This is a genomic window from Pseudomonas sp. LBUM1640 (assembly GCF_059716225.1).
Genome location: NZ_CP166816.1, coordinates 5,167,115 through 5,188,472, shown reverse-complemented (window position 1 = coordinate 5,188,472; position 21,358 = coordinate 5,167,115). Strand labels below are relative to the sequence as shown.

The window sequence follows — 21,358 nt, the reverse complement described above, 5'->3', positions numbered from 1 at the left end:
ACCGAATAGGGATTTGCCCTTTAGTGGTGCAGCAGCCAGTACAGCAGCACCAGATTGACCAACAGCGAAACCATGGCCAGGGTTCGCCAGACCTTGAGCGGCTCGCGCTCCAGCAACGGCCGTGGTCGTACGCTTAATTCGCGGCGGTCGGCCTGCTCGAGCGCCAGCAGCCACTCTTCGGCGGTTTCATAACGTTGCGCAGGTTGAGCCGCCACGGCGCGCTCCAGGCTCAGCGGCAACCAGTCCGGCAGGTCGGGGCGGTAGCGGCTGGCGCTGACCGGCTGGGCGAACCGCGGCCGTTGGAAAGCTTCGATTTCGCCATAGGGGTAATGCCCGGTCAGCAGGTAATAGAGCGTGACGCCGACACTGTACAAGTCCTGTTGTGGCGTAGGCCGCTCGCCACTGAACGCCTCCGGAGCGATAAAACTCGGCGTACCGGGAAGCAAGTGGGCGCGGTCTTCGGAAAGGCCTGGGCAGTAGGCCAGGCCGAAATCCAGCACGCGCAGTTCGCCATCGTCACCCAGCAGCAGGTTTTCCGGCTTGATGTCGCGGTGCAGGATCTGTCGTCGATGCAGCAGGCCCACCGCCCGCAGCAACCGCTCGGCGATGGACTGCCACTGTGCCAGGGGCAATGGGCCTTGCTGCTGAAACAGCTGCGCGAGGGTTTGCCCCGAATATTCGCGCATCACGTAGTACAAATGCTGACGCCCACTGGCCGCATGGACTTCCGGAAACGCGCGCCCGGCAACCCGTCGCAGAAACCACTCTTCCGACAACAAGGCTTGGCCGGCATCGCTGTCATCGTCGCGGCTGATCGGCAAGGTTTTCAGCAGCCACGGTTGCTGTTGGGCATCGCGTACCCGATACAGCAAGGATTGCCGGCTCTGCGCCAGCAGGCTTTCAACCTGCCAGCCTTCAAAGCGTTGCCCAGGTTTCAGCGGCGGTGGCAGCGGCCATTGCTGCAACTGCACCAGCGCGTCGCCGAGTGTGGCGGCGCCGAGTTTGTCGATGCGCACCAGCAGGGCGCTGGCATTGTCCTGGCTCGCGGCCAGGTGCGCGGCGTTGACCAGGGTATTTACCGCCATGTCGAGATCAGCCTGCTCGCGCAGGATCGCGCTGATGTTGTGATCGCCCAAGGTGGCCCACACGCCATCGCTGAGCAGCAGGAAACATTCGCCTGCGCGCAGTTCGCCATCGAGAAAATCCAGCACCAAATGTTGGTCCAGGCCGAGGGCGCGCTTGAGCACGTGCTGCATGCCCGGTTGCTCCCACACGTGGTCTACGCTGATGCGCTGCAACTCGCCGTCCAGCCAGCGATACACCCGGCAATCGCCGACATGCGCGAGGGTGAAGCGTTGGCCGCGAAACACTACGGCGCTGAGGGTGGTCAACAGCGGCTGGCCACCGCCGTTGGCCTGCAGCCAACGATTCTGCGCCAGCAACAAACGTTCAAGCGCCTGGGCCACGCCCCAGGTTTGCGGCGTGGCGTAGTAGTCCAACGCCAGCGCCTGCAGGGTCGAGCGCGCAGCCAGGCCGCCATCGGCGCATTGGCTCACGCCGTCGGCGATGGCGCACAGGTAGCCTTTACTTGCCGCCAGTTCTGCCACGGGGGTGACCACGCGCAAGGCGTCCTGGTTCTCTGCCCGTGGGCCAATGGCGCTGGCTTGGGCGATGCTCAGTTGCAAGCTCATCAGACGCGCGCGGCGGTCACGGCGGCCGAACCCCAGGTGGTTCTCCAGCGCCGCTTGACGCCGTGCAGGCCAAACCAGGCCAACACGCCCAGGCTGGCGAACAACCACAGGGCCATCTGATAACTGCCGGTGCTTTGTTTGATCGCGCCCATGCCTGCCGCGAGGGCGAAGCCGCCGATACCGCCGGCCATGCCGATCAGGCCGGTCATCACGCCGATTTCGCGGCGAAAACGCTGGGGCACCAGTTGAAACACGGCGCCATTTCCTGCGCCGAGGCCGAGCATGGTGCAGACGAACAGTGCCAGGGCAGCGTAGGAACTTGGCAGGTTGAAACCCACCGCCGCGATGCAGATTGCCGCCACGCTGTACATGCCGAGCAGGGTGCGAATCCCGCCGAAACGATCCGCCAGGGCGCCGCCCAAGGGGCGCATCAAACTGCCGCCAAACACACAGGCGGCGGTGTAGTAGCCGGCCGTCACCGGGCTCAGGCCGTACTGGTCGTTGAAGTAACCGGGCAGGGCGCTGGCCAGGCCGATAAAGCCGCCGAAGGTCACGCTGTAGAAGAACATGAACCACCAGCTGTCGCGGTCGCCCAGGGCCTTGAAGTAGTCGGCCATGGATTTGGCTTTCGGGCGTTCAGGCGCATTGCGTGCCAGCCAGGCGAAGACGACCAGGGTGATGACCAATGGAATCAGCGCAAAGCCGAACACATTGCTCCACCCAAACGCGGCGGCGAGTACCGGTGCAAGCAAGGCGGCAAACACCGTCCCGGAGTTGCCGGCACCGGCGATGCCCATCGCCTTGCCTTGGTGCTCAGCGGGATACCACTGGGATGCCAGGGGCAGCGCGACCGCAAACGATGCACCGGCCATGCCCAGGAACACGCCCAAGAGCAGAGCTTGCTCGTAGCTGTGGATGCCGATTTGCCAGGCGCCGAACAGTGCGGCAATCACAATGACCTGGCCAATCAGCCCGGCGGTCTTGGGTGATAGCTTGTCGGCCAGCATGCCCATCAGAAAACGCAGTACCGCGCCGGCCAGGATCGGCGTCGCCACCACCAGGCCGCGCTGTTGAGTGGTTAGATGCAAGTCGGCGGCGATCTGCACCGCCAGCGGGCCCAACAAGTACCAGACCATGAAACTCAGGTCGAAATACAGGAACGCGGCAAACAGGGTCGGGGTGTGCCCGGATTTCCAGAAGCTTGATTTCATCACGCACCTCAACGGTTGGGGTCTTGTAAGAAGGCCAAGTGATGGGGCTGCCGGTAAAAGGCCACCCCACCGGCCCCAGGCTCTGGGGCCAAAACGAAAAAACGCCGCCACCGGGTTCGCGAGGGCAAACCGGATGGGCGACGTCTTTGTCGTAGAAGGGGCAACCGCCGTTGGTTACCTGTGATGAATGCTTAGCAAGAGCTGCGCCAAAACGCGTTGATCCTGATCGTTCCCACGCTCCGCGTGGGAATGCATCCTGTGACGCTCCGCGTCGCCTATGCAAAACGTGCGTCGGATGGCGGGACGCGGAGCGCCCCTGGCGGTATTCCCACGCGCAAGCGTGGGAACGCTCCTTAGTGCTGCGCCAGATCAGCCGAGCAACTCGCTCATGGCGATGATCTGCTCCGCCACCTGGATCAGTTTCTGCTGGCGGCTCATGGCCTGGCGGCGCATCAGGGTGTAGGCCTCTTCTTCATTGCAGTGCTTCATTTTCATCAGCATGCCCTTGGCCAGCTCGATGCGTTTGCGCTCGGCCAACTGCTGATCGCGAGCCTGGAGCTGGGCGCGCAGGGCCTGGTCGCTTTCAAAGCGGGCCATGGCCACGTCCAGAATCGGCTGCAGGCGCTGGGCCTGGATGCCTTCGACGATGTAGGCGCTGACCCCGGACTTGATCGCTTGGCGCATCACGTTCGGGTCGTGCTCGTCGGTAAACATCACGATTGGCCGCGGCTGGTCACGACTGACCAGCACCACTTGCTCCATCACGTCGCGGCCGGGTGACTCGGTATCGATCAGGATCACGTCCGGGCGCACTGTTTCGACGCGCGCGGGCAGGTCGATGGTCAGGCCAGACTCATCGATTACCTCGAATCCGGCTTCGGTCAATGCGGCTTTGAGACGCCCGACCTTGCGCGGGGTGTCGTTGATCAACAGGATTCGCAACATAGGGGGCGTCCTGTCAACGCAGCGCTTGGCGGCTGGAGTGGTCCGCCATGGCGTGCAAGCGGAAACTGCGGGCGTAGGCCGCGGGGTCGGAACCGTCCCAGATTTTGCCGTCGATCAACTGGCTGCTGCGCATGTTTTGGGCGTTTGCCGGGACGCCGACGGCAGCGGCGGCCTGGCGATACAGGTCCAGTTGCTGCACTTGGCGCGCGATGCCCAGGTAGTCCGGATCTTCGCGCAGCAAGCCCCAACGTCGAAACTGGGTCATGAACCACATACCGTCGCAGAGGTAGGGCAGGTTCACCTCGCCATCGCCGAAAAATCGCAGGGCATGCGGGTCTTGCCACTGGTTGCCGAGGCCGTCGTCATACGCGCCGAGCAGGCGTGGCTCGATGCAGTCCAGTGGTGCATCCAGGTAGTCGCGGGCGCTGAGTAATTGCGCGGTGGAGCGGCGGTTTTCCTGGCTTTCTTCGATAAAGCGGCTGGCTTCCAGAATCGCCATGACCAGCACGCGGGCCGTGTTCGGGTATTGATCGACGAAGGCCTGAGTGCAGCTTAGAACCTTTTCCGGATGGTTCGGCCAGATCGCCTGGGTGGTCGCCAGTGTGAACCCTTGGTTCTGCTTGACCGCGCTGGCACACCAAGGCTCGCCGACACAAAACCCGTCGATGCGCCCGGCTTGCAGGTGCGCGACCATCTGCGGCGGTGGCACCACCACGCTGTCGACGTCCTGCAAAGGATGAATGCCTTGGCTTGCCAGCCAGTAATACAGCCACATGGCGTGGGTGCCGGTGGGAAACGTCTGGGCGAAGGTCAGTTTTGTTCGGCTTTGGTGCACATGGCGGTCCAGTGCCTCAGGAGTGGTCACCCCTTGCTGTTGCAAGCCATGTGACAGGTTTATGCTCTGGCCGTTCTGGTTGAGCCCCATCAGCACGGCCATGTCGGTGGGCGCAACGCCGCCGATACCCAGGTGCACGGCATAGATCAACCCGTACAGGCTGTGCGCGGCGTCCAGTTCACCGCTGACCAGTCTGTCGCGCAAGTTAGCCCATGAGGATTGGCGCTTGAGGTTGAGTGTCAGGCCATAGGGTTGCGCGAAACCCTGGGTGGCGGCGACCACCAGCGAGGCGCAATCGGTCAGCGCCATGAAACCCAGGTCGAGGCTGCTCTTTTCCGGGGCGTCACTGCCGTTTACCCAGGCCAGCGGATTATTCACCGGGCTGTTGCCGACCGAATCGTTCATCAACACCTACCTTTTTCGCTCAAAAAAAAAGCATCGCGCCCTCGGATGGCGATGCAGGCCATTGCAGGGTACGACGCCTTTGTCCGTAAGCTCGCACCGACGGTGGCGCGCGCTTTGATGCAATCTCCGTAGCAAGGCACATGCCACGGGCGCATAGGCGTGGGCTGCGTCAGCTTTCCATCAAGATTGAAACTCGCCTGCCGCTCAGTATGCCCGCCTCTTTGCGCCAGAATGCCAGGAACCCCTACGGTGACTTTCGATCCGCCAGCCATGATGCGCCACCACGGGTTGCATCGCTGGCTGCTGTGCTTCGCGCTGTTGTTGGCCATCGCACCCGCCCTTGGGCAGAGTTATCAGGCGCGGGATGAAAGCCTGCATACCTTTTTTACCGCGCTGTCGGTGCCTTTGGGCGTGCCCGTCGTGGTCAGCCGCGAGGTGGCGCGTAGAACCATTTCCGGTGCCTTCGACCTCGGGGCGGCGCAGCACACCCTGGAGGCGGTCGCCGAGCAGCAAGGCCTGATCTGGTACAGCGACGGGCAGGTGCTTTACCTCTATGACGCCGGGGAGGCAAAAAGCTCGGCGGTGGCGCTGCGGCATATTTCGATCGACAGGTTGCGCGGGTTCATGCGCCGTTCGGGCCTTGATGAATCCCGCTACCCGCTCAGGGAAAGTGGGGGGCGGACCTTTTATGTGTCCGGGCCACCCAACTATGTCGACCAGGTGCTGCACTTGGCCCAGTTGATGGACAGGCAACGCACCGAAGTACGCGTGGGCACCCAGACCTTCGGCGTGGTGCAGGTGTTCAACACCCACGTGGCAGACCGTCAGTACGTCATGGGCGGCGAAAAAGTCAACGTATCGGGCATGGCCTCGATGATTGAAACCGTACTGGCCAGCGAGCAGAAGAATGGCACGCAGCGCCCGGCGAGTTTGCTGGCCGACAAGAGCCTGGTGGTGATTGCGTACCCCGACTCCAACAGCCTGCTGATCAAGGGCAAGCCTGCGCAGGTCAAGGCGATCGAGGAACTGGTTGCCCAGCTCGACAAACCCAAACGGCCGATTGAGGTGTCGCTATGGCAGATCGACGTGGAGCGTAGCGAATTCGAGAAAATGGCCGCGGACTGGGCTCAGGCAGCAGACACCGGGGCTTCGGTGACGCGCGTGCTGGAACCGTTGGACGATAACCGCTTGATGGCGCAACTCGGCGTGCTGGAGCGCCGGCGCAAAGCCAGGATCGTTGCGTTTCCGGTGATCCTGACCCAGGAGAATGTGCCGGCGGTTTTCCAGGATAGCCATACGTTCTACCTGCCCAATTCCGTGAGCGATAGCCGTGAATGGCAGCCCGTGCAGTATGGCACCGAAGCCAGTGTGCTACCGCGCTTTGTCGAAGCCAATCAGATCCAAATGCAACTCACTGTCGAGGATGACCGTCAGCTGGACAGCAAGCTCAAACCTGGCTCGGCAGGGGCCGTGGGGCGAGTGGGGATCAGCACGATGGTGCGTGTACCTCCAGGCAGGCGCCTGTGGCTGGGCGGTTTTCGACGTGAGCGCGAAGGCGCCGGGCGCGGGCCACGTGCCGAGGTGCGGCTGTTTGTGATCCAGGCGCGGGCCGTTGGGAGCGAGCTCAAGATGCTCGCGGGTGCCGTCGGGCCGCCGCCGTTGACGCAGCGCCAATATGAGCGTGTGCAACGTGCGTTCGTACGAGAAAACCGTGAAGTCCCGGAATGAAATAGCCCCTAAAGCACGCTTCTGAACGCCGGCCTGAGCGCATGCAGTCAGCGCTGACGAAAAATCCTACGCAATGCGTGCCTAAAGCCTCGATTACATGAGCCTTTTCCTAACGTTGTTTGCTGCTCAGGTTTTTATAGTCGTGCGGTTGCCGTATCGGCCGTTTCTGGAAGCAAGGAATTCAATGTCAGTAGTCGGATGCAGAGGTGTGTATGACCATCGCGAATGATGCGCCGACGGCCTCACGGGTTTTTGCCGGATGGACCTTATATGGCGACGGCCAGTTGACCGGCGAAGGCGTGGATATCCAGTTGCCGCCCAAGGAATGGCATGTGCTGCGGCTGCTGTTGGCGTCCGATGGCGCGCTGATGACCAAGGACCGTTTGCTGGAGTTGGCCTGGCCCCGTGGCGAGGTTGCCGAGGAGTCACTCACGCGCTGCATCTATGCCTTGCGCAAGCACCTGAGGAAAGACAAAGGGTTTATCAAGACCATCTATGGCAGAGGCTATCGCTTTACCTGTGAGGTGAAAGTCGAACTGCACGAATCGCGTCAGGCTGGGCGGGGACGTGCGCAGTACATCTGTTCGGCGTGTGGCCAGGTGGCACATGATTAAGCGATTGGGCAAAGGTCTACTGTTGAGCATGCTGATGGGCAGCCATCATGCCTGGGCCAGTTGCTGGGATGAGGTTGCCAGCCGCTACGATATCGAGCCGGAGCTGTTGCAGGCTATTGCCGCCGTGGAGTCGGGTTACCGTGCGCAGGCGATGAACCCTACCAACAGCGATGGCTCGCGCGACATCGGCCTGATGCAGATCAACAGCATGCACCTGCCTCGTCTGGCCAAGCAGGGGATTACCGAGGAGCGGTTGCTGAGTGAGCCTTGTTTGTCGGTGGAGGTAGGCGCTTCGATCCTTGCCGAGTTCATCCAGCGTTTCGGTTACAACTGGACCGCCGTAGGCTCCTACAATGCAGGTGTGGCACCGGAGCGCGAGACGTTGCGCCTGCGTTATGCAGAAAAAATCTGGGCGCAGTATGAGGCGTTGGTTGCACAACGCCGCTGACGATTGGACGGCGTACCTCGCGCCTGGCGTGCCACCCCGGCTATAATCGGCGCCACCTTTCGCCGCCATCCGAGTCTAGCCCGCCCATGTATACCCTGGCCCGCCAGCTGTTGTTCAAACTCTCCCCGGAAACTTCCCACGATCTGTCCCTGGACCTGATCGGCGCCGGTGGCCGCCTGGGGCTTAATGGCCTGGTATGTAAAGCGCCGGCAAAAATGCCGGTGTCGGTGATGGGGCTCGATTTCCCTAACCCGGTCGGGCTGGCGGCAGGCCTGGACAAGAACGGCGCGGCCATCGATGGTTTTGCGCAACTGGGTTTCGGCTTTGTCGAAATTGGCACCGTGACGCCCCGGCCACAGCCGGGTAACCCCAAGCCACGGATCTTTCGCTTGCCGGAAGCCGAGGCGATCATCAACCGCATGGGCTTCAATAACCTGGGCGTTGATCACCTGTTATCGCGGGTTCATGCCGCGAAATACAAAGGCATCCTCGGCATCAATATCGGCAAGAACTTTGACACCCCCGTAGAGCGTGCCGTTGATGATTACCTGATTTGCCTGGACAAGGTTTACGCCCACGCCAGCTACGTCACTGTCAACGTCAGCTCGCCTAATACGCCAGGCTTGCGCAGCCTGCAGTTCGGCGACTCGCTCAAGCAACTGCTTGAAGCCTTGCGTCAGCGCCAGGAAGACCTGGCCGCGCGCCATGGCAAGCGCGTGCCGCTGGCCATCAAGATCGCCCCGGACATGAGTGATGAAGAAACCGTGCTGGTTGCCCAGGCCCTGGTGGATTCGGGCATGGACGCGGTAATCGCCACCAATACCACCCTCAGCCGTGTCGGCGTTGAAGGGCTGGCCCATGGGGATGAAGCGGGCGGTCTGTCGGGTGCGCCGGTGCGAGACAAGAGCACCCACATCGTCAAGGTGTTGGCGGCTGAGTTGGCGGGGCGCTTGCCGATCATCGCCGTGGGCGGCATCACCGAAGGCAAGCACGCCGCCGAGAAGATCGCCGCCGGCGCCAGCCTGGTGCAGTTGTACACAGGCTTTATCTATAAAGGGCCGGCGTTGATTCGCGAGTCGGTGGATGCGATTGCAGCTTTGCCAAAAGCTTGAGGCAATAAAAAGGGCTCCCTAAAGGAGCCCCTGGGCCGAAGCCCGCCGCCCTGATGGGGCGTGCGTGGTTAAGTCGTTACATAATCTTCAAGGTGGTGTGTCGGATTAAGTGCCCTGTGTTAGCCGACGGCGTGAAGTTCGTTGAGTCTGTGGATTCCCGCAGTGCCAGTCATACCGTCCCAGTTGTCGCCGCGTCCTTCTCGCCAGCCGTTAATCCAGGCTTGGCGTACCGACGGTAGAGTAAATGGGCAAAGCTCACGGGATTTGCCATGAACGCCATATTGATATCCGCGTAAAAATGCTCTTTCCAACGGATCACGCTTAAGTCTTCTCATAGGGTGTTTCCCTCACTTGTTGACTGTCTTGATATCCTTCGGCCTCGTCTGAGGCCGGGCAGAGTTTTTCTGCCGTTGGTGGGCTCGCTGCCGGCGTGGCGAGCCGATGTGTCGACGTCGTTACGGCGCCAACCTGTGTTGAGTTCTAACCAATAGGTCACATGGATTCAATGATCGTTTTGTCATAAGCACGTAACGATAACGATGCTATAGCCATAAGCTGGGCTGGCTTTTAGCCCCATTTATTGGGCAAACCCAGCTATGATGTGCCCTGCAAAGAGGATGGGTTTAATCCTTTAGTGAGAATGCCCGCCCATTGCAGTCGGTTATTATTCGACGAAGGGTCGGAATATTTCTTTTTGTTGCGATCAATTATTTATCTGCACCGGCAATTACGGCCAAAAGGCCTGGCAGCCGGGGTGGAACGGCACATTCGTGCCACGCGAGCGCTCTTCAAGAAAAGTGCTTGATTGAAAACCGAGCCGGCGATGCGTCGCCCGTTCATTTATTGCTGAAAAGCCTGGAATGCCCCATGTCGGACCGTTTTGAACTCTTCCTCACTTGCCCCAAGGGCCTCGAAGGCCTGCTGATCGAGGAAGCCGTCGGGCTTGGCCTTGAGGACGCCCGCGAGCACACCTCGGCCGTGCGCGGCATGGCCGACATGGAAACCGCTTATCGCCTGTGCCTCTGGTCGCGCCTGGCCAACCGCGTGCTGCTGGTGCTCAAGCGCTTCCCGATGAAGGACGCCGAAGACCTCTACCACGGTGTGCTGGATATCGAGTGGGCTGACCATATGGTCTCCGACGGCACCCTGGCTGTGGAATTCAGCGGCCACGGTTCGGGCATCGACAACACCCACTTCGGCGCGCTGAAGGTCAAGGATGCGATCGTCGACAAACTGCGCACCCCGACCGGCGAACGCCCGTCCATCGACAAGATCAACCCGGACCTGCGCATTCACCTGCGCCTGGACCGTGGCGAAGCCATTTTATCCCTCGACCTCTCCGGCCACAGCCTGCACCAGCGCGGTTATCGCCTGCAGCAGGGCGCGGCGCCGTTGAAAGAAAACCTGGCCGCTGCGATTTTGATTCGCGCCGGCTGGCCGCGCATTGCGGCCGAAGGCGGCGCGCTGACGGACCCGATGTGCGGTGTCGGCACCTTCCTGGTCGAAGGCGCGATGATCGCCGCCGACATGGCCCCCAACCTCAACCGCGAACTGTGGGGCTTCACCACCTGGCTCGGCCACGTCCCGGCGCTGTGGAAAAAGCTGCACAGCGAAGCCACCGAGCGTGCGGCCATCGGCATGAACAAGCCGCCGTTGTGGGTGCGTGGCTACGAAGCCGACCCACGCTTGATCCAACCCGCGCGCAATAACATCGAGCGCGCAGGCCTGAGCCACTGGATCAAGGTGTACCAAGGCGAAGTCGGCACCTTCGAGCCGCGTCCGGACCAGAACCAAAAAGGCCTGGTGATCTGCAACCCGCCTTACGGCGAGCGCCTGGGTGACGAAGCCAGCCTGTTGTACCTCTACCAGAATCTCGGCGAGCGTCTGCGCCAGGCGTGCATGGGTTGGGAGGCGGCGGTGTTCACCGGCGCGCCGGACCTGGGCAAGCGCATGGGCATCCGCAGCCACAAACAGTATTCGTTCTGGAACGGCGCGTTGCCGTGCAAGTTGCTGCTGATCAAGGTCAACCCGGACCAGTTCGTGACGGGCGAGCGCCGCACGCCGGAACAGCGTCAGGCCGAACGTGAGCAAGCCGCTTACGATCAGGCCCCGACCGAGCCGGTAGAGCGCCAGTACAACAAGAACGGTAACCCGATCAAGCCAGCCCCGGCGCCGGTGGTTGAGCAGGCACGCCTGAGCGAAGGCGGGCAGATGTTCGCCAACCGCCTGCAGAAGAACCTCAAGCAACTGGGCAAGTGGGCCAAGCGTGAAGGCGTGGACTGCTACCGTGTGTACGATGCCGACATGCCGGAATACTCCATGGCCATCGACCTGTACCACGATTGGGTGCACGTGCAGGAATACGCCGCGCCGAAATCCATTGACCCGGAAAAAGCCTCCGCACGTATGTTTGATGCCTTGGCCGCGATTCCCCAGGCGCTGAACGTCGACAAGAGCCGCGTAGTGGTCAAGCGTCGCGAGCGTCAGAGCGGCACCAAGCAGTACGAGCGCCAGAGTGCCCAGGGCAAGTTCACCGAGGTCAGTGAAGGCGGCGTGAAGCTGCTGGTCAACCTCACCGACTACCTGGACACCGGCCTGTTCCTCGACCACCGCCCGATGCGCATGCGCATTCAGAAAGAAGCGGCCGGCAAGCGTTTCCTCAACCTGTATTGCTACACCGCCACCGCCAGTGTGCACGCGGCCAAGGGCGGCGCGCGCAGCACCACCAGCGTCGACTTGTCCAAGACCTACCTGGACTGGGCGCGTCGCAATTTCTCGCTCAACGGTTTCTCCGACAAGAACCGCCTGGAACAGGGTGATGTGATGGCCTGGCTGGAAGCCAGCCGCGATGAGTTCGACCTGATCTTCATCGACCCGCCGACCTTCTCCAACTCCAAGCGCATGGAAGGCATCTTCGACGTACAGCGTGACCACGTGCAGTTGCTCGACCTGGCGATGGCGCGCCTGGCACCGGGCGGCGTGCTGTACTTCTCGAACAACTTCCGCAAGTTCGTGCTGGAGGACAACCTCAGCGAACGCTATGCGGTTGAGGAAATCAGCGACAAGACCCTCGACCCGGATTTCGCGCGCAATGCGAAGATTCACCGGGCCTGGAAAATCACCGCGCGCTGATCGCCGCACGACGTGGCACCAAAAAGCCGCAAGCCCGGATTATTCCGGGCTTGCGGCTTTTTTGCGCTGGTCAAACACAGGGCCGATGGCTATAACTTAATGCCTAGCCAAAGTGACAGCCCCGCACGCTGGCGTAGTGAGTGTTGCCTATGCCGATGCATGCCGTCCGCCCCAAAATCCTAGGCTTTATCAGTGAGCAGGCCTCGGCTTGGCTGGTGGCATTGGTGGTGTTACTGGCAGGTTGCGCGCTGACGGTGATTGTTGCCTGGGCCGCTGCCGATCTTTATCGGCAACAGGTTCGTCAGCGCTTCCAACTGCTGGTCAACGAGCGCTACACCCGCCTGCAGGAACGCTTTGAAGACCAGGAGCAGCGCCTGGCCAGCCTGCAGCGCTTTTTCGTCAACTCCAGTGATGTGTCCCGTGCCGAGTTTGATGGTTTCGCCCAACCCTTGCTGCTGCGCGCCCGCGCCTATGCCTGGGCGCCGCGGATATTGCGCGATCAACGCAGCGCGTTTGAACAAGAGATCTCGCGCCAGCGCGGCGTCGCCTTCAGCATCCGCGAATTGAATTCGTCGGGTGAGCTGGCGCCTGCTGCCGAGCGTGATGAATACGTCCCCGTGTTGTACAGCCAGACCCAAAGCCTGCTGGGCTCGCCGCTGGGCTTTGATTTGCTGGCCCAGCCGTTGCGGCGCTCGGCCCTTGAGCGTGCGCAAAAAAGCGGTAAGCCTGCGGTGTCCCAGCCTATGCAACTGGTGGGCGTGGAACCAGCCTATGCGGCCGGGGTTTTGCTGGTGGCGCCCGTGAGCAAGCTACCCGACGCTGACCCCAGCGGTTTTGTGATGGCGGTGATCAGCATGCGTCAGTTGGTAGCCGATGGTCTGCCCAAGCCGAACCGGGACAACCTGGTGATGCAAATCGTCGACACCTCCGACGCCCAGCAACGCGTGCTGTATGCCTCCAGCAATGCGGTCGGCACCAGTGACCTCAGCGCCGCGCGCCGTCTTACCTTGGGCGACCATGTGTATGCGCTGACGTTGCGTGCCAGTCAGGTGTTCGATCGGGCCAACCATTCCTCAATGAGTACGATCCTGACCATGGGCGGGTTGCTCAGCCTGCTGCTCAGCGCGTTGCTGTACGTGCTGGTCAGCCAGCGCCAGCGCGCGCTCAAACTGGTGGAGCAGCGCACCGTGCAATTGCGCCTGCGCGAGCAGGAGCTGCGCGGGGCGCACGGGCAATTGCGCAGCGTGCTGAATGCAGCTACCCAGGTCGCGATCATCGCCACTGACCTGCGCGGTGTGATCAATACGTTCAATGCCGGTGCCGAGCAGATGCTGGGCTACACGTCCGAGCAGGTGCTGGGGCGCATGACCCTGGAAAGCCTGCACCTGGCCGCTGAGCTCGAGGCGCGCTCCGCCAGTTTAAGTGTGGTCATGGGCAAGCGCATCCCGCCGAGCCAGGCGATGCTGGTGGAGAGCCCTGACACCCTGCACGAGGCCCGGGAGTGGACCCTGTTGCGCGAGAATGGCAGCCCTTTGACCGTGAACATGCTCGGCACCGTGCTGCTGGATGACCATGGTTTGTGGGTCGGGCATTTGGCGATTTACCTGGATGTCACCGAGCAGAAACGCGCCTACGAGGCGTTGGCGGCGCGCGATCGTCTGCTGAAAAAACTCAGTGCTCATGTGCCCGGCGGGATCTTTCAGTTCATCCTGGAACACCAGGACAACGGTCGCTTCATCTACGCCAGCGATGGCATGCGCGATATCTATGAAATTGAAGCGGGTGTGCTGCAGCAGGACGCGGGCAAGGTCTTCGAGCGCATCCATCCTCAGGATGTCGAGCGGGTACGCCTGTCGATTCGCTTGTCGGCGCTGCAGTTGAGCCACTGGCGCGAAGAGTACCGCGTGCTGTTGCCGCAACGCGGCCTGCGCTGGATTCGCGGCGAAGCTACGCCGGAAGAGTTACCAGGGGGCGGTACGCTGTGGCACGGCTACGTGTCGGATATCTCCGATCTCAAGCGGGTGGAGGAAGAGCTGCGCGCGCTGTCGATCACCGACTCGCTGACGGGCATTCATAACCGGCGTTATTTTCAGGACCGCCTCAAGGCCGAAATGCTCAGGCTTAACCGTACCGATGGCGCGCTGTCGTTGATCATGCTCGATATCGACCACTTCAAGCGCATCAACGACCAATATGGGCACGCGGTAGGCGATGGGGTGTTGCAAGAGGTGTGCAAGCGGATCAGCCAGCGCCTGCGGCGTACGGATGTGTTCTGTCGCCTGGGTGGCGAAGAGTTCGTGGTGTTGTGCCCGCACACCGATCGTGATCAGGCGTACAGCCTGGCGATGGAATTGTGGCAGTCGCTGCGCAGTGCACCGATGGAAACGGTGGGCATCGTGACCGCCAGCTTCGGAGTGGCGAGCTGGCGCATCGATGAAGGCATCGATGGGCTGCTGCTGCGCGCGGATTCGGCGGTGTATGTGGCCAAGCAGGCGGGCAGGGACCGAGTGGAAGCCGAAAGATTACGTGCCTGAATAATGTGGGAGCTGGCTTGCCTGCGATCGCATCACCGCAGTGTGACGGATACACCTCGGTGCCTGCATCGCAGGCAAGCCAGCTCCCACATTTGATCTGTGTTGCCTTTTAAAGTACCGGTGCCGCGGCCGTCAGCTTCGGCTGGCGATACAGGTCCAGTAGCACCTGATCGAGCACCGAAGACGCGCCCCACGGTTTTGAATCGTTGAGGATCGCCACCACCACCCAGGTATTGCCGTTGTTGTCGCGGCTGAACCCGGCAATGGCACGCACGGTGTTCAGGGTGCCGGTCTTGACGTGGGCTTCGCCGCGCATGGCCGTGGTTTTCAGGCGTTTGCGCATGGTGCCGTCGGTGCCGGCAATTGGCAGCGAGCTGATGTATTCCGCCGCGTACGGGCCTTTCCAGGCGGCTTGCAGCATGGCCGCCATCTCACGGGCACTGACCCGTTCGGCGCGCGACAGGCCGGAGCCGTTCTCCATCACCAGGTGCGGCGCGGTGATGCCTTTCTTCGCCAGCCACTGACGCACCACGCGTTGCGCAGCCTTGGCGTCGTCGCCGTCGGCATCGTTGCGAAACTGCGCGCCCAGGCTCAGGAACAACTGCTGGGCCATGGTGTTGTTACTGTATTTGTTGATGTCGCGGATGATTTCCGCCAGGTCCGGCGAAAAGGCGCGGGCGAGTACTTTGGCGTCCTTAGGCACTGGCGCCTGGATATCGCGGCCCTGGATGGTGCCGCCCAATTCCTGCCAGATCGCGCGCACGGCGCCGGCGGTGTAGGTGGCGTGGTCGAGCAGCGACAGGTAAGTCTGCGAACTGCAGCCATCGCCCAGCTGGCCGCTGACGGTCACGGTGACACTGCCATCGGCGGCCGTGACCGGGTTGTAGCGCACGTCGCCGGTGCACTGCTTGGCGTTGGACACCTTGACCTGGTTGTCGATGCGAATGCTCGCAATCGGCGGCTCGACCGACACGATCACGCGGCCCGAGTCGTTGCGGGTCACGAAACGCAGCGCCTTGAGGTTGACCAGCAGGGCGTCGGGCTTGACCAGGAACGGCTTGTTCTCGTCGTTGCCGTCATCATTGAATTCGGGCAATTGCGGCTGGTTGAAGAAGCTGCGGTCGAGCACCAGGTCGCCGGTGACTTGCTGCACGCCATTGGCGCGCAGGTCGCGCATCAGCAACCAGAGCTTTTCCATGTTCAGCTTGGGGTCGCCGCCGCCCTTGAGGTACAGGTTGCCGTGCAACACGCCACCGCTGAGGCTGCCGTCGGTGTAGAACTCGGTTTTCCACTGATGGTTGGGGCCGAGCATTTCCAGGGCCGCGTAGGTGGTAACCAGCTTCATGGTCGAGGCCGGGTTCACCGACACGTCGGCGTTGAACACGGTCGGCGTGCCGGGGCCGGTGAGGGGCAGCATCACCAGAGACAGTGCGGTGTTTTGCAGTTTGGCTTTTTGCAGAGCCTGCGCAACGTTGGGTGGCAGGGTGTTGTTGATCGGGGCGGCAGAGACGGAAAGGGCCAGTGGTAGAAAAAAACCGGCCAGTAGCGCTGAGCGAAAAGATTTGATCATAAAGAATAAAACCCTACTGCTGAGGAGGGTGAAAAAGGCGAGGGGTATGGAAGAAAATCCCTCATTGGTCACGAAAGTGTCGGCATTATGCCCCAAGGTGGATCCAGTTGTAGCTGAACGATAGCTGGTATTGCGCGTTTTTTTGCAGACAAATGCCCGCCTGTCCCAGAGAGTCGGGCAATTGCCGTCTTAAACTGCTAAAGTGCCGCCCGTTATTACTTATGAGGATTGTTCCAATGGCGACTAACCGTTCCCAGCGTCTGCGCAAAAAACTGTGCGTTGATGAATTTCAAGAGCTGGGTTTCGAACTGAACCTGGACTTCAAAGAAGACCTGAGTGAAGAAGCTACCGATGCTTTCCTCGAAGCATTCATCAAAGAAGCCATGGAAGCCAATGGTCTGGGCTATGTCGGCGGCGATGACTTCGGTCTGGTTTGCCTGCAGAAGCGTGGCTCGGTCAACGAAGAACAGCGCGTAGCTGTTGAAAGCTGGCTCAAAGGCCGCAGCGAACTGAAAAGCGCTGAAGTCAGCCCGCTGCTGGACGTGTGGTATCCGGAAAAGCCGATCAACGCGGCTAAGTGATACTGAAAAAAACGGCGACCTGAGGGTCGCCGTTTTTTTATGCCTTGCGCCCGTTCAGAATCAGCAGCGTCAACACCCCCGCCACAATCCCCCAGAACGCTGAACCGATGGAAAACAACGTCAAGCCTGACGCGGTGACCATAAAGGTGATCAGCGCCGCTTCGCGTTCCTTCGGCTCATTCATGGCGATGCTCAAGCCATTGATGATCGAGCCAAACAGTGCCAACGCCGCAATCGACAGCACCAGCTCCTTTGGCAGCGCTGCGAACAACGCCGCCAATGTCGCGCCAAAGACCCCGGCAATCCCGTAGAACACCCCGCACCACACGGCGGCGGTATAGCGCTTGTTGCGGTCTTCATGGGCATGCGGCCCGGTGCAGATGGCTGCGCTGATCGCCGCCAGGTTGATGCCGTGGGAGCCGAACGGCGCCAGTACCAATGAAGCCAGGCCGGTGGCGGTGATCAGCGGCGAGGCGGGCACGTTGTAGCCGTCGGCGCGCAGCACGGCGACGCCGGGCATGTTCTGCGAGGTCATCGCCACCACGAACAACGGGATGCCGATACTGATGGTCGCCGCCAGCGAGAAGTGCGGCGTGGTCCATACCGGTGTCGCCACTTCGAGGTGAAACCCACTGAAATCCAGCAGCCCCATCAGCCCCGACAGCACGGTGCCAAGCACCAGCGCGGCGAGGACCGCATAGCGTGGCGACAGGCGCTTGATGATCAGATACGTGAAAAACATCCCCAGCACCAGCCCGGTGCGATGCTGTGCGGCGACGAAAATCTCGCTGCCGATCTTGAACAGAATCCCCGCCAGCAAGGCTGCCGCCAGCGAAGACGGGATGCGCTTGACCAGTTTTTCGAAGCTGCCGGTCAGCCCACACAGCGTGACCAATACCGCACAGGTGATGTAGGCGCCGATGGCCTCGCCGTAGCTCACGCCACCCAGGCTGGTAATCAGCAGCGCCGCGCCGGGTGTCGACCAGGCAATGGTGATCGGCGTGCGATAGCGCAGGGACAGGCCGATGCTGCACACCGCCATGCCGATGGAGATGGCCCAGATCCACGAAGAAATCTGCGCCGTGGTCAAGCCGGCGGCTTGGCCGGCCTGGAACATCAGGACCAGCGAGCTGGTGTAGCCGGTCAGCATGGCGATGAAGCCGGCGACGACGGCCGACGCAGAAGTGTCGGCCAACGGGCGCAAAGGCGCTTGGGTGGCGTCGGTCATGGGGAGGTGTTCCTTTTACCTGGGTTTAGCCGGTGAAGGCGCGGATTCAAGCCTAAACTCAAACGTAACTACTCATTGCAATACAGCCGACGCCGCAAACAGCCGTACAGTGTGTTGGCGCATTGGGTTGTGTACAATGTGCCCTGTTTTTAGGTGATACTTGCCAGCGACACGTTGTTGCCGTATTACCGTTAATTCGCCGCCGTTCTCCAAACCCGAGTGCCCATGAACGAACAGTTGCAACCTCTCAAGAAACAACCGCGAGCCGGCAAGGCCGGTCGCAGCGGAACCCAGGACGATATCGTTTACGCGCATATCTTCGAGGCCATCCTTGAACAACGCCTGGCGCCCGGAACCAAATTGAGTGAAGAGGCACTGGGCGAAATCTTCGGCGTCAGCCGCACCATCATTCGCCGCGCGCTCTCGCGTCTGGCCCATGAAGGCGTGGTGTTGCTGCGGCCCAATCGAGGTGCGGTGGTGGCGAGCCCAAGTGTAGAAGAGGCGCGCCAGGTGTTCCTGGCCCGGCGTCTGGTCGAACGGGCAATTACCGAGTTGGCAGTGCAGCACGCCACGGCCGAACAGTTGGCCGAGCTGCGCCAGATGGTCAACGACGAGCGCGACAGCTTCTCACGCGGTGATCGCGGTGCCGGTATCCGCCTCTCCGGCGAGTTCCACCTCAAGCTGGCAGAAGCGGCGAAGAACGCGCCGCTGATCAGCTTCCAACGCAGTTTGGTTTCCCAGACCTCGTTGATCATCGCCCAGTACGAAAGCGGCAACCGCTCGCACTGCTCCTACGATGAGCACACCCAGTTGATCGATGCGATTGAAGCACGCGACGCGGCGCTGGCAGTGAATTTGATGATGCACCACATGGATCACATCGACAGCAAGCTCAACCTCGATGAGGAAAGCGCGTCGGATGATTTGCACGCGGTGTTTTCGCATTTGTTGCAGACCAAGAAACCAGGGCGTTCTTCAGTAAAACTGTAATTTTCCAGGTTCGCCTGGGACTAAAAATGTGGGAGCGGGCTTGCTCGCGAATACGGAGTGTCAGTCACCAGATGTAGTGACTGATCCACCGCATTCGCGAGCAAGCCCGCTCCCACATTGATTTATGGCGGCCCCGAAATTAGCGCTGGTGCACGAGCTGACCCGCTGCATACGTCTGCAACACCGCCCGATCATCCCCCAGCGTCATCAGCACAAACAACGTCTCGGCAATGTTATTGGCCTGCTTCAAGCGATAGCTCAGCAGCGGCGTGGCGTTGTAATCCAATACCAGGAAGTCCGCGTCAGTGCCCGGCTGCAATGTGCCGATCCTGTCTTCCAGGCGCAGCGCTCGCGCACCGCCCAAGGTGGCCAGGTACAGCGACTTGAACGGGCTCAACCGCGCGCCCTGCAACTGCATGACCTTGTAGGCTTCGTTCAAGGTTTGCAGCAGCGAAAAGCTGGTGCCGCCGCCCACGTCGGTGCCCAGGCCGACATGCAGTTTGTGTTTCTCAGCCATCGGCAAGTTGAACAACCCACTGCCGAGGAAGAAGTTCGAGGTTGGGCAGAACGCCACCGCCGAACCCGTCTGCGCCAACCGCGCGCACTCGTCATCACACAGGTGTACGCCATGGGCAAACACGGAGCGCTCGCCGAGCAGTTTGTAGTGGTCGTAGACGTCCAGGTAGCTCTTGCGCTCTGGGAACAGCTCCTTCACCCATTCCACTTCTTGCAGGTTTTCACTGATGTGCGTCTGCATGTACAGGTCTGGGTACTCGCCCAGCAGATGCCCGGCCAATGCCAACTGTTCCGGCGTGCTGGTCGGCGCAAAGCGCGGCGTGACCGCATAGTGCAAACGGCCCTTGCCGTGCCAGCGCTCGATCAGCGCCTTGCTTTCCTGGTAGCCGGATTCGGCGGTGTCGGTCAGGTAGTCCGGCGCGTTGCGGTCCATCATCACCTTGCCGGCGATCATGCGCAGGTCGAGTTTCTCGGCCGCTTCAAAGAATGAATTCACCGACTGCGGGTGCACGCTGCCGAACACCAGCGCGGTGGTGGTGCCATTGCGCAGCAGCTCTTTGATGAAAATGTCCGCGACTTCCTCGGCGTGGGCCTTGTCGGCGAATTGGCTTTCACACGGGAAGGTGTAGGTGTTGAGCCAATCCAGCAATTGCTCGCCGTAGGCGCCGACCATGCCGGTTTGCGGCAGGTGGATGTGGGTGTCGATCAAGCCTGGGGTGATCAGTGCATCCTGGTAATGGGTGATGTCGATGTCGGCGGGCAGCGTCGGCAGTAAATCGCTGGCGTGGCCCAGGGCGCTGATCTGGCCGTTATCGATCACCAGCAGGCCGTCTTCGAAATACTCATAGGAGGCTTCTATCCCCACTTCAGCAGGGTCGGCGATGCTGTGCAGGATGGCGGCACGGTAGGCTTTACGAGTCAAAGGCATGGTTTTCTCAATTGATAGCTTGGCTGCGGCGCGAAGCCGGCAGCAGTTTGGCAATGGGTTCGGCGCTGGCGGTGTGCTGGCCGAAATTGGCGTTATAGGTGGCGATGATTTCGCCGGCGATGGAGATGGCGATCTCCACCGGTAATTTGCCCTTCACCTCAGTGAGGCCCATCGGGCAGCGCATGCGTTGCAGTTGCGCGGTGTCGAAACCGCGATCACGCAGGCGGTGTTCAAATTTGACGCGCTTGGTCTTGGAACCGATCAAGCCGAAGTAGGCAAAGTCATTGCGCTTGAGCAGGGCGGCGGTCAGTTCCAGGTCCAGCGCGTGGTTGTGGGTCATGACGATGCAGTAACTGCCCACCGGCAAGTCGGCAATTTCGTCGACCGGCTCTTCGCTGACGATTTTACGCACGCCCTGGGGGATATGTTCCGGAAACTCCTGATCCCGGGAGTCGATCCAGCGCACCCGGCACGGCAGGCTCGCCAACAATGGCACCAGCGCGCGGCCGACATGGCCTGCGCCAAACACGGCGATCTGCGCCTGCACCTGGCCCATCGGTTCGAACAGCAGCACGGTCACACCGCCACAGCACTGGCCCAGGCTCGCACCGAGGCTGAAGCGTTCCAGATGGGTGTTCTGCTGGCCGCGCACGAGCATGTCGCGGGCGATCTGCATCGCCTTGTATTCCAGGTGCCCGCCACCGATGGTGTCGAAGGTGTGCGCGGCGCTGATCACCATCTTCGAACCGGCATTGCGCGGCGTGGAGCCGAGCTCTTCGATGATGGTCACCAGCACGCAGGGTTCACCCTGGTTCTGCAGGTCGGCGAGGGCGCTGATCCAGTTGTTCATAGTCACCTCCAGTCAGATCGTTCCCACGCTCCGCGTGGGA

General features: G+C 61.4%; 17 protein-coding genes. 8 read left to right on the top strand and 9 right to left on the bottom strand.

Features of this window, described 5'->3' with window-relative positions; genetic code table 11:
* Positions 1-20 precede the first annotated feature (20 nt).
* From ACA065_RS22805 to ACA065_RS22790, 4 genes are all read right to left on the bottom strand, one after another.
* Positions 21-1,691, bottom strand: coding sequence for a bifunctional protein-serine/threonine kinase/phosphatase (locus ACA065_RS22805; protein WP_497691618.1), 1,671 nt, complete (start codon positions 1,689-1,691; stop codon positions 21-23).
* Positions 1,691-2,902: a nitrate/nitrite transporter gene (locus ACA065_RS22800; RefSeq protein ID WP_497691617.1), complete on the bottom strand. Its 1,212-nt coding sequence runs from the start codon at positions 2,900-2,902 to the stop codon at positions 1,691-1,693. The genes ACA065_RS22805 and ACA065_RS22800 overlap by 1 nt, the downstream gene beginning before the upstream one ends.
* Positions 2,903-3,271: 369 nt before the next feature.
* On the bottom strand, positions 3,272-3,847 hold the full coding sequence (locus ACA065_RS22795; protein ID WP_053257467.1) for an ANTAR domain-containing response regulator: 576 nt from the start codon (positions 3,845-3,847) through the stop codon (positions 3,272-3,274).
* A 13-nt stretch (positions 3,848-3,860) separates the two neighbouring features.
* Entirely contained in the window at positions 3,861-5,087 is a 1,227-nt protein-coding gene (locus tag ACA065_RS22790) for a CmpA/NrtA family ABC transporter substrate-binding protein (RefSeq protein WP_497691616.1), read from the bottom strand.
* 249 nt (positions 5,088-5,336) lie between these two features.
* Here ACA065_RS22790 and sctC point away from each other — a divergent pair, with 249 nt between their 5' ends.
* From sctC to ACA065_RS22770, 4 genes are all read left to right on the top strand, one after another.
* Positions 5,337-6,815 (top strand): type III secretion system outer membrane ring subunit SctC, encoded by a 1,479-nt coding sequence (gene sctC / locus ACA065_RS22785; protein WP_497691615.1) that lies wholly within the window; start codon positions 5,337-5,339, stop codon positions 6,813-6,815.
* Between the two features lie 212 nt (positions 6,816-7,027).
* Entirely contained in the window at positions 7,028-7,429 is a 402-nt protein-coding gene (locus ACA065_RS22780) for a winged helix-turn-helix domain-containing protein (protein ID WP_497691614.1), read from the top strand.
* Positions 7,422-7,877, top strand: a complete 456-nt coding sequence (locus ACA065_RS22775) for a transglycosylase SLT domain-containing protein (RefSeq protein ID WP_497691613.1) — start codon at positions 7,422-7,424, stop codon at positions 7,875-7,877. Before ACA065_RS22780 ends, ACA065_RS22775 begins: the two co-directional genes overlap by 8 nt.
* An 86-nt stretch (positions 7,878-7,963) precedes the next feature.
* Positions 7,964-8,989 carry a quinone-dependent dihydroorotate dehydrogenase gene (locus ACA065_RS22770; protein WP_497691612.1) on the top strand — a complete coding sequence of 342 codons (1,026 nt, stop codon included), beginning with the start codon at positions 7,964-7,966 and terminating at the stop codon, positions 8,987-8,989.
* Positions 8,990-9,108: 119 nt separating this feature from the next.
* Here the strand turns inward: ACA065_RS22770 and rmf are convergent, their stop codons facing one another.
* Positions 9,109-9,324: a ribosome modulation factor gene (rmf, locus tag ACA065_RS22765; RefSeq protein ID WP_002553055.1), complete on the bottom strand. Its 216-nt coding sequence runs from the start codon at positions 9,322-9,324 to the stop codon at positions 9,109-9,111.
* A 532-nt stretch (positions 9,325-9,856) separates the two neighbouring features.
* Here rmf and rlmKL point away from each other — a divergent pair.
* Both rlmKL and ACA065_RS22755 read left to right on the top strand, forming a co-directional pair.
* Positions 9,857-12,121 carry a bifunctional 23S rRNA (guanine(2069)-N(7))-methyltransferase RlmK/23S rRNA (guanine(2445)-N(2))-methyltransferase RlmL gene (rlmKL, locus tag ACA065_RS22760; RefSeq protein WP_497691611.1) on the top strand — a complete coding sequence of 755 codons (2,265 nt, stop codon included), beginning with the start codon at positions 9,857-9,859 and terminating at the stop codon, positions 12,119-12,121.
* 149 nt (positions 12,122-12,270) lie between these two features.
* Positions 12,271-14,655 (top strand): sensor domain-containing diguanylate cyclase, encoded by a 2,385-nt coding sequence (locus tag ACA065_RS22755; RefSeq protein ID WP_497691610.1) that lies wholly within the window; start codon positions 12,271-12,273, stop codon positions 14,653-14,655.
* A 109-nt stretch (positions 14,656-14,764) separates the two neighbouring features.
* On the opposite strand, the gene dacB is transcribed toward ACA065_RS22755, so the two are convergent.
* The gene (dacB, locus tag ACA065_RS22750) at positions 14,765-16,225 is read right to left on the bottom strand and encodes a D-alanyl-D-alanine carboxypeptidase/D-alanyl-D-alanine endopeptidase (RefSeq protein ID WP_497691609.1); all 1,461 of its coding nucleotides are present in this window, start codon (positions 16,223-16,225) and stop codon (positions 14,765-14,767) included.
* A 236-nt stretch (positions 16,226-16,461) separates the two neighbouring features.
* On the opposite strand from dacB, the gene ACA065_RS22745 reads away from it, so the two are divergent.
* Positions 16,462-16,806, top strand: coding sequence for a YggL family protein (locus ACA065_RS22745; protein WP_033900540.1), 345 nt, complete (start codon positions 16,462-16,464; stop codon positions 16,804-16,806).
* Positions 16,807-16,843: 37 nt separating this feature from the next.
* Here the strand turns inward: ACA065_RS22745 and ACA065_RS22740 are convergent, their stop codons facing one another.
* Entirely contained in the window at positions 16,844-18,034 is a 1,191-nt protein-coding gene (locus ACA065_RS22740; protein ID WP_497691608.1) for a benzoate/H(+) symporter BenE family transporter, read from the bottom strand.
* A gap of 225 nt (positions 18,035-18,259) precedes the next feature.
* Here ACA065_RS22740 and ACA065_RS22735 point away from each other — a divergent pair, with 225 nt between their 5' ends.
* The gene (locus ACA065_RS22735) at positions 18,260-19,024 is read left to right on the top strand and encodes a GntR family transcriptional regulator (RefSeq protein ID WP_003175499.1); all 765 of its coding nucleotides are present in this window, start codon (positions 18,260-18,262) and stop codon (positions 19,022-19,024) included.
* A gap of 139 nt (positions 19,025-19,163) precedes the next feature.
* Here the strand turns inward: ACA065_RS22735 and guaD are convergent, their stop codons facing one another.
* Entirely contained in the window at positions 19,164-20,468 is a 1,305-nt protein-coding gene (gene guaD, locus ACA065_RS22730) for a guanine deaminase (protein ID WP_497691607.1), read from the bottom strand.
* Between the two features lie 7 nt (positions 20,469-20,475).
* Positions 20,476-21,318 carry a xanthine dehydrogenase accessory protein XdhC gene (xdhC, locus tag ACA065_RS22725; RefSeq protein WP_497691606.1) on the bottom strand — a complete coding sequence of 281 codons (843 nt, stop codon included), beginning with the start codon at positions 21,316-21,318 and terminating at the stop codon, positions 20,476-20,478.
* Positions 21,319-21,358 lie beyond the last annotated feature (40 nt).

What these genes read in the sequence shown, in the direction of transcription:
- ACA065_RS22735 (WP_003175499.1), top strand. Translation starts at nt 18,260, where the DNA reads ATGAACGAACAGTTGCAACCTCTCAAGAAACAACCGCGAGCCGGCAAG.
- ACA065_RS22780 (WP_497691614.1), top strand. Translation starts at nt 7,028, where the DNA reads ATGACCATCGCGAATGATGCGCCGACGGCCTCACGGGTTTTTGCCGGA.
- rmf (WP_002553055.1), bottom strand. Translation starts at nt 9,324, where the DNA reads ATGAGAAGACTTAAGCGTGATCCGTTGGAAAGAGCATTTTTACGCGGA.
- ACA065_RS22805 (WP_497691618.1), bottom strand. Translation starts at nt 1,691, where the DNA reads ATGAGCTTGCAACTGAGCATCGCCCAAGCCAGCGCCATTGGCCCACGG.
- ACA065_RS22790 (WP_497691616.1), bottom strand. Translation starts at nt 5,087, where the DNA reads ATGAACGATTCGGTCGGCAACAGCCCGGTGAATAATCCGCTGGCCTGG.
- xdhC (WP_497691606.1), bottom strand. Translation starts at nt 21,318, where the DNA reads ATGAACAACTGGATCAGCGCCCTCGCCGACCTGCAGAACCAGGGTGAA.
- ACA065_RS22770 (WP_497691612.1), top strand. Translation starts at nt 7,964, where the DNA reads ATGTATACCCTGGCCCGCCAGCTGTTGTTCAAACTCTCCCCGGAAACT.
- ACA065_RS22740 (WP_497691608.1), bottom strand. Translation starts at nt 18,034, where the DNA reads ATGACCGACGCCACCCAAGCGCCTTTGCGCCCGTTGGCCGACACTTCT.
- rlmKL (WP_497691611.1), top strand. Translation starts at nt 9,857, where the DNA reads ATGTCGGACCGTTTTGAACTCTTCCTCACTTGCCCCAAGGGCCTCGAA.
- ACA065_RS22745 (WP_033900540.1), top strand. Translation starts at nt 16,462, where the DNA reads ATGGCGACTAACCGTTCCCAGCGTCTGCGCAAAAAACTGTGCGTTGAT.
- dacB (WP_497691609.1), bottom strand. Translation starts at nt 16,225, where the DNA reads ATGATCAAATCTTTTCGCTCAGCGCTACTGGCCGGTTTTTTTCTACCA.
- ACA065_RS22775 (WP_497691613.1), top strand. Translation starts at nt 7,422, where the DNA reads ATGATTAAGCGATTGGGCAAAGGTCTACTGTTGAGCATGCTGATGGGC.
- guaD (WP_497691607.1), bottom strand. Translation starts at nt 20,468, where the DNA reads ATGCCTTTGACTCGTAAAGCCTACCGTGCCGCCATCCTGCACAGCATC.
- ACA065_RS22800 (WP_497691617.1), bottom strand. Translation starts at nt 2,902, where the DNA reads ATGAAATCAAGCTTCTGGAAATCCGGGCACACCCCGACCCTGTTTGCC.
- ACA065_RS22795 (WP_053257467.1), bottom strand. Translation starts at nt 3,847, where the DNA reads ATGTTGCGAATCCTGTTGATCAACGACACCCCGCGCAAGGTCGGGCGT.
- ACA065_RS22755 (WP_497691610.1), top strand. Translation starts at nt 12,271, where the DNA reads ATGCCGATGCATGCCGTCCGCCCCAAAATCCTAGGCTTTATCAGTGAG.